Source organism: Citricoccus sp. (assembly GCF_035445025.1).
Classification (GTDB): domain Bacteria; phylum Actinomycetota; class Actinomycetes; order Actinomycetales; family Micrococcaceae; genus Citricoccus.
In genome coordinates, this window is the sequence record NZ_DAOMPX010000036.1 from 22,329 (window position 1) to 28,639 (window position 6,311).

Genomic DNA, 6,311 nt, shown 5'->3' on the forward strand with positions numbered 1-6,311 from the left:
TGTCGTGAGCGTCATCGGTCCAGCACATCGCGGAACGCGGTCGCCGTGCTGCCCCGGTGGCCGAGCGTGTGGACAACCCGGCCGGATGACTCCGGGAGGCGAGCTGTGGAATGACCCGCCGCCGGTCAACCATGCTCCAATGGACCATTCAGTCCGGCAGGAACCGGGGATCTGTCCGCCCCGGCATGATTCCCGGCCGACTCACCCACGACGACGGCGCCCCACCTCCGAGGAGATGGGGCGCCGCGCGCTCGGGCCGGGTCAAGATGGGGCCAGCGACCCGTCACGGGCCGCCCGCGAGGGACTACCCATCACGGGCCACCCGTCCGGATCCGGACAGCGGGCCGGACTCAGGCCTTGTAGCCGGTGCGCCAGCCTTCCTGGTAGGACTCACGCGCCACGGCGGAGTACGGCACCGGGGAGACGGTGGCGTTGACCTCGGTCTGCTGGTGCGGCTCGACGGTGGTCTTCTTCGTACCACCGTCCTCCTCGCCCCAGACGACCTTCAGCCGGGCGCCCTCGGGCACGTCCGGGTTGATGGTGGCCAGGGACAGCGCGCGCTTCTCGTTCGCCGAGTAGCCGGTGAACATGGACACGCCCACCACGGTGCCGTCGTCGTCGATCACCTTGTCGAAGTTGGACGAGCCATAGTTGGCCAGCGGCAGGTCGAAGTACTTGAAGGGGGTGCCCTCCGTGTCGTACAGCGAGGCCTGGATGCGCTGGATGTCCTCGGCGTCCCACGCCAGGGTGACCTTCTTGCGCTGGGCGGCGGGGTCCATCTTCTCCAGGGCGTCGCGGCCGATGAAGTCGTGGTCGAACTTCACGAAGGACCCGTAACCGAGCTCCCAGGGGGTGTGGTAGTAGTCCTCGATGTTGTCCGAGACGAACGATCCGGCCACGGCGTTGTTGGCCTCGTAGGAGTCGGCGCCCAGCCACTGGCGGTACTCGGCCAGCAGGCCCTCGCCGGTGTAGATGGCCGGCAGCGGGGACGGGATCCAGCCGGACTCCAGGGTGTTGGAGGGGTAGGCCCGGGAGCCCACGGCAAGCATGCCGAACTCCTCACCGGCGGCCAGGATGGCGTCGCGCATGCGGTCGTAGTCGGCGTAGGGGCCCCAGATCTCCAGGCCCGGGGCGCCGGACATGCCGTGGCGCAGGGTGCGGACCTGGGTGCCCTCGATGTTCATCCAGGACATGTTGAAGAACTTCAGCTTCTCGAGGGAGCCGCCGTGCAGCTTCTCGATGATCTCCCAGGCGCGCGGGCCCTGGATCTGGAAACGGTAGTACTCGCGCTGCACCGGCTTGCCCATGGGGCGGGAGGGCGAGCGGCGGTCCTCGACGATCTCCAGGTTCTGGTAGCCGTTCTTCTCGGCATTGAACAGCAGCCAGTTGGTGGACGGAGCGCGGCCGACGTAGACGATCTCCTCCTCGGCCTGGCGGAACATGATGCCGTCACCGATGACGTGACCGGCCGGGGTGACCGGGACATACTGCTTGGCCTTGTCCACGGCGAAGTTGGCCACGGAGTTGATGGCGGTGTCCGAGATGAGGTTGATGGCGTCCGGGCCGCGCAGGATCAGGTTGTCCATGTGGTGGGACTGGTCGAAGAGCACCGCGGAGTCCCGCCAGGCGCGCTGCTCGGAGCGCCAGTTCGAGAACTCGGGGGCCACGACGGGGTAGATGTACGCGCCGATCTGCGCATTGCGCAGGCGCTCGACGACGTTGCCGGACTCGTCCAGCACGTCCTGCAGGGACTTGGTGGTCACAACGGTTTCAGACATCGGTTCGGTCCTCTCGGATGGTCCTGCGGAGGGGTGCTGCGAGCAGGGAGTGATCTGTCCCACACCTGCTTCGTCACCGACCATATACCTATACGCATAGGTATGTCGATACCCTCCACCCTGCCCCGCAGCCACGCCCCGGGTTACGCTCCCCCCATGACCATCCAGCCCCCGAACGAGCCCGCCGACCGCACCTCCGCCCTGCCCGCCCCCGGGCCGGACGGCACCACACGGGCCGGTGCGGACCCCGTCAGCTTCCACACCCGCAAGTGGGTCAAGCCCGAGGACCTCAACGCCAACGGCACGCTCTTCGGCGGGTCGCTGCTGCTCTGGATCGACGAGCAGGCCGCCATCTACGCGAGCATCCAGCTGGGCACCCACCGCGTGGTCACCAAGTTCATCTCCGAGATCAACTTCGTGTCCTCGGCCCGCCAGGGGGACATGATCGAGATGGGCCTGAAGGCCACCCACTTCGGCCGCACCTCCCTCACCATGCGCGCGGAGGTCCGCAACATGATCACCCGCCACGTCATCCTGACGATCGAGAGGATGGTGTTCGTCTCGCTCGGCGAGGACGGCAAGCCCGCCCCGCACGGTTACACGGACATCACCGACGACCGGGACCGGTTGCCGATCGAGCTCCGGGACTGATCACCCTCCGCCGGGACCGGTGCAACCGTGCATTGACACGGGAAGAAGCCGATAATGGAGACGACCGAGAGGAGACGTCATGAGCGAAGCCACCCACGAGCCGCAGACGACGACCGAGACGGTGACGGTCACGAAGACGGTGACCACCACGGACGCCGCCGACCTGGCACAGCAGCTCGTCCACGACGCCACCCAGCAGCAGGTCAGGTACGAGCACGACGACGCCAAGGCCGATGACTGGGGCAAGGCCTCCTTCCCCGCCTCGGACCCGCCGCAGAACTACTGACCACCCCGCAAGGCCCGACGGCGCCGCCGTCGCCTTCCAGCCCCGGCCCGGCCCCGGACACCCTCCGGCGCCGGGTCGTCCTGCGTCCTGCGCCACTGCCTCCTGCCTCCTGACCTGCGCGAAGACAGTTCGTCGAACTTGACCCAGGTCAAGGATCGGCCCGCCATTCCCTCGTACGTTGACGGTGTCAGCACCAGACACGACGAACGAAGGGAGTCTCAGATGACCACCGCGACCACCGCCCACACCATCTTCCGCGCCGAGGGCTTCTCCTGCCCGTCCTGCGTGGGCAAGATCGAGAAGCAGGTCGGCCGGCTCCAGGGCGTGCAGAACGTGACGGTCCACTTCGCCTCCGCCCGCATCGAGGTCGACCACGACGCGACCACGACCTCCGTCGAGGACATCGTCGCCGCCATCGCCAAGGCCGGTTACACGGCCACCCCCTCGGCCTTCTGATCCGGCCTCCCGCCCGTGACCCGCGGCGGTCACGGGCAGTGGGGGGTCGTCGCCGTCACCGCACGGACCAGCCCCCTCGCCTTAGCCCCCTCACACGCACCCCTCGCATCCACCCGGAAAGGTCGCACTCGCCGTGAACAGGCTCCAGACATGGCTCCACAGCAGCTGGTCCGTCCCCATCATCTCGGGCCTGCTCATCCTCCTCTCCTTCGGCATCGAACAGCTCGGCGGCGGCGCATGGAACGCCGCCATCGGGCCGCAGTGGTGGATCGACACCGGCGAGCACGCGCACGGCTCCGGCACAGTCTTCACCCTCGCCACCCTCGTGATGCTGGCCGCGGCCCTCGTCGCCGGTTACGGGATCGTGCGCACTGCGGTCCGCGCGCTGAGGGTCAGGGTCATCGGGATCGACCTGCTGGTGTCGATCGCGGCCCTCGGCGCCGTCCTCATCGGCAACTTCTGGGAGGCCGCGGCCGTCACCTTCCTGTTCGCCGTCGGCCACGCCCTCGAGGCGGCCACGCTGAACAAGACGCGTTCGGCGCTGACCGAACTGATCGCCGTCGCCCCGGACACGGCGATCGTGATGCGGGACGGTGAACAGGTCGAGGTCCCGGCCCACCAGGTGAGGATGGGCGAGATCGTCCTGGTGAAGAACGGGGCGAAGGTCCCGGTGGACGGCCAGGTCGTCTCCGGCACGGGCGCCATCGACGAGGCCTCCATCACCGGTGAGTCGATCCCCGTGGAGAAGGCCAAGGCGGACCAGGTCTTCGCGGGCACCGTCTCCCGCGGCGGCTTCCTGCAGGTGCTGGCCACGGGCATCGGCGCGGACACCACCCTGGCCCGTATCATCCACCGCGTGGAGGAGGCCCAGGACGCCAAGGCGAGGACCCAGGCCTTCATCGACCGCTTCTCGAGGTGGTACACGCCGGCCGTGATCGTGCTGGCCCTGGTCACTTGGATCCTCACCCAGGACGTGGTGCTGGCCCTGACCCTGCTGGTCATCGGCTGCCCCGGCGCCCTGGTGATCTCCATCCCGGTCGCCATCGTCGCCGGCATCGGCCGCGCCGCCCGCAACGGCATCCTCATCAAGGGCGGCGAGTTCCTGGAGACCTCCGCCAGGATCTCGGCCGTGGCCGTGGACAAGACCGGCACCCTCACCGAGGGCAGGCCCCGGCTGACGGATGTCGTCGTGCTGGGCGAGGGCACGGACCGCACCGAGGTGCTGCGCTGGGCCGCGGCTGCCGAGGCCGGCTCGGAGCACCCGCTGGCCCGGCCCATCCTGGACTCCGCCCAGGAGGCGGGGGTGGCCCCGGCGGGCATCCCCGGCCACGTCACCCCGGTCCCCGGCAAGGGCATCGTGTCCGACGTCGGCGGCCGGCGGGTGCTGGTCGGCAACCTGCCGCTGCTGGCCCAGCACGACGTGACGGACGACGTCGGCGCCGGCCCGGCCGCGCGCGGCCTCGCCGCCGCGGGCAGGACCCCGATGATCGTGGCCGTCGACTCGACGGTGATCGGCGTGATCGCGGTGGCCGACCTGGTCCGGCCGGACGCCCCGGCCATGGTCGACCGTTTGCACGAGGCCGGCGTGAGGAAGGTCGTCATGCTCACCGGCGACTCCCGCCTGGTGGCCGAGTCCATCGGAGCGACGACGGGGATCGACGAGATCCACGCTGCCCTGCTGCCGGAGGACAAGCTGGAGGTGGTGGCGCGCCTGCAGCGTGAGGGCCACACCGTGGCCATGGTCGGCGACGGCGTCAACGACGCCCCGGCCCTGGCCACGGCGGACATCGGCGTGGCCATGGGTGCGGCCGGTTCGGCGGTGGCCGTGGAGACCGCGGACATCGCGCTGATGGGCGACCACCTGATGAAGCTGCCGGAGTCGATCAGCCTGGCCCGGCGCACCGTGAGCGTGATGAGGCAGAACATCGCGATCGCGCTGATCACGGTGGTGCTGCTGCTGGCCGGTGTCTTCGCCGGCGGGGTGACCATGTCGGCCGGGATGCTGGTCCACGAGGCGTCCGTGCTGCTGGTGATCCTCAACGCCATGCGGTTGATGCGCAACGACAGCCACTCGACCGCGATGGCGAAGGAGGCGCGGGCCCCGTCCCACCACCGGGACTTCGAGGCCACCGAGGGCTCCCCGTCAGTGGGCGTCTGAGCGCCCGGGCCGGCAGGACTGGATCGGGAGGCGCGGAACGGGGAAGGTGGGCTCGACGGCCCGCTCGCCACCCGGACGCGCCGCCCGGGGACAGGACACAGGAGGAGAACCAGATGTCGAAGGTGTTGGTCTTCACGGACTTCGGGGGCCCGGAGAACCAGGAACTCATCGAGCGCGAGGTGCCCCGGCCTGGCCCCGGGCAGGTCGTCATCCGGGTGAAGGCGGCCGGTGTGAATCCGGCGGACGCGAAGATGCGTCAGGGGCTCTTCGGCAGGAAGCGCACGCTGCCCTCACCGATGGGCCTGGAGGCCTCGGGGGTCGTCACCGCGGTCGGCGAGGGCGTGGAGGAATTCGCCGTCGGGGACGAGGTCCTCGGCCTGCCGGTGCGGGGTGAGGGCACCTTCGCCGAGCACGCGGTGCTGGACGCGGCCAGGACCGTGGCCAAGCCACCGGAGATCTCCTTCGTGGAGGCGGCGACCATCCCCGTCGCCGGGACGGTCGCCTACGACGTCACCCACCAGATCGAGCTCAAGCCCGGCCAGAGCCTGCTCATCCTCGGGGCCGGCGGCGGCGTGGGCCTGATGGCGGCCCAGATCGGCAAGGTGCATGAGTTCCGGGTGATCGGGGTGGCCAGCGCCTCGAAGAAGGAACTGGTGGAGTCCACCGGCGCCACGTTCGTCGAGTCCGGCGACGGCGTGGTGGACCGGGTGCGCGAGATCGCCCCCGAGGGCGTGGACCTGGTCGTGGACCTGGTCGGCGGGCAGGCGCTGCGGGACATCGCGCCCGTGGCGAAGGACCCGGGGCACGTCCTCACGACCGTCGACCCCGGACTCGCCGAGGAACTCGGCGGGTCCGGGGTGCGGCGCACCCGGGAGGCCCTGGCGAAGGTCACCGGCGTCGTCCAGCACGGCCTCATCGACCCGCACGTGGGCCGGCGCTACAGCCTGGCCGAGGCCCCGGCCGCGATGGCCGCCGTCGAGGG

At 69.9% G+C, this 6,311-nt stretch carries 6 protein-coding genes; 5 read left to right on the forward strand and 1 reads right to left on the reverse strand.

The window, feature by feature from the left end; all coding sequences use genetic code 11:
* Window positions 1–350 precede the first annotated feature (350 nt).
* On the reverse strand, window positions 351–1,778 hold the full coding sequence (gene ligM, locus PLJ28_RS11395; RefSeq protein WP_298044155.1) for a vanillate/3-O-methylgallate O-demethylase: 1,428 nt from the start codon (window positions 1,776–1,778) through the stop codon (window positions 351–353).
* Window positions 1,779–1,934: 156 nt separating this feature from the next.
* Between ligM and PLJ28_RS11400 the strand changes: the two genes are divergently transcribed.
* The 5 genes from PLJ28_RS11400 to PLJ28_RS11420 form a co-directional block, all read left to right on the forward strand.
* Entirely contained in the window at window positions 1,935–2,429 is a 495-nt protein-coding gene (locus PLJ28_RS11400; protein WP_324590151.1) for an acyl-CoA thioesterase, read from the forward strand.
* Window positions 2,430–2,508: 79 nt separating this feature from the next.
* Window positions 2,509–2,715 (forward strand): hypothetical protein, encoded by a 207-nt coding sequence (locus tag PLJ28_RS11405; protein WP_298044153.1) that lies wholly within the window; start codon window positions 2,509–2,511, stop codon window positions 2,713–2,715.
* A 222-nt stretch (window positions 2,716–2,937) separates the two neighbouring features.
* The gene (locus PLJ28_RS11410; protein ID WP_183529134.1) at window positions 2,938–3,171 is read left to right on the forward strand and encodes a heavy-metal-associated domain-containing protein; all 234 of its coding nucleotides are present in this window, start codon (window positions 2,938–2,940) and stop codon (window positions 3,169–3,171) included.
* A 133-nt stretch (window positions 3,172–3,304) separates the two neighbouring features.
* Window positions 3,305–5,329 (forward strand): heavy metal translocating P-type ATPase, encoded by a 2,025-nt coding sequence (locus tag PLJ28_RS11415; RefSeq protein WP_324590152.1) that lies wholly within the window; start codon window positions 3,305–3,307, stop codon window positions 5,327–5,329.
* Window positions 5,330–5,442: 113 nt separating this feature from the next.
* A partial coding sequence (locus tag PLJ28_RS11420; protein WP_324590153.1) for an NADP-dependent oxidoreductase occupies window positions 5,443–6,311 on the forward strand: 869 nt, incomplete at its 3' end.

Bases quoted from the DNA above. Each gene is read 5' to 3' on its own strand.
- PLJ28_RS11405 (WP_298044153.1), top strand. From the start codon at position 2,509: ATGAGCGAAGCCACCCACGAGCCGCAGACGACGACCGAGACGGTGACG.
- PLJ28_RS11400 (WP_324590151.1), top strand. From the start codon at position 1,935: ATGACCATCCAGCCCCCGAACGAGCCCGCCGACCGCACCTCCGCCCTG.
- PLJ28_RS11410 (WP_183529134.1), top strand. From the start codon at position 2,938: ATGACCACCGCGACCACCGCCCACACCATCTTCCGCGCCGAGGGCTTC.
- ligM (WP_298044155.1), bottom strand. From the start codon at position 1,778: ATGTCTGAAACCGTTGTGACCACCAAGTCCCTGCAGGACGTGCTGGAC.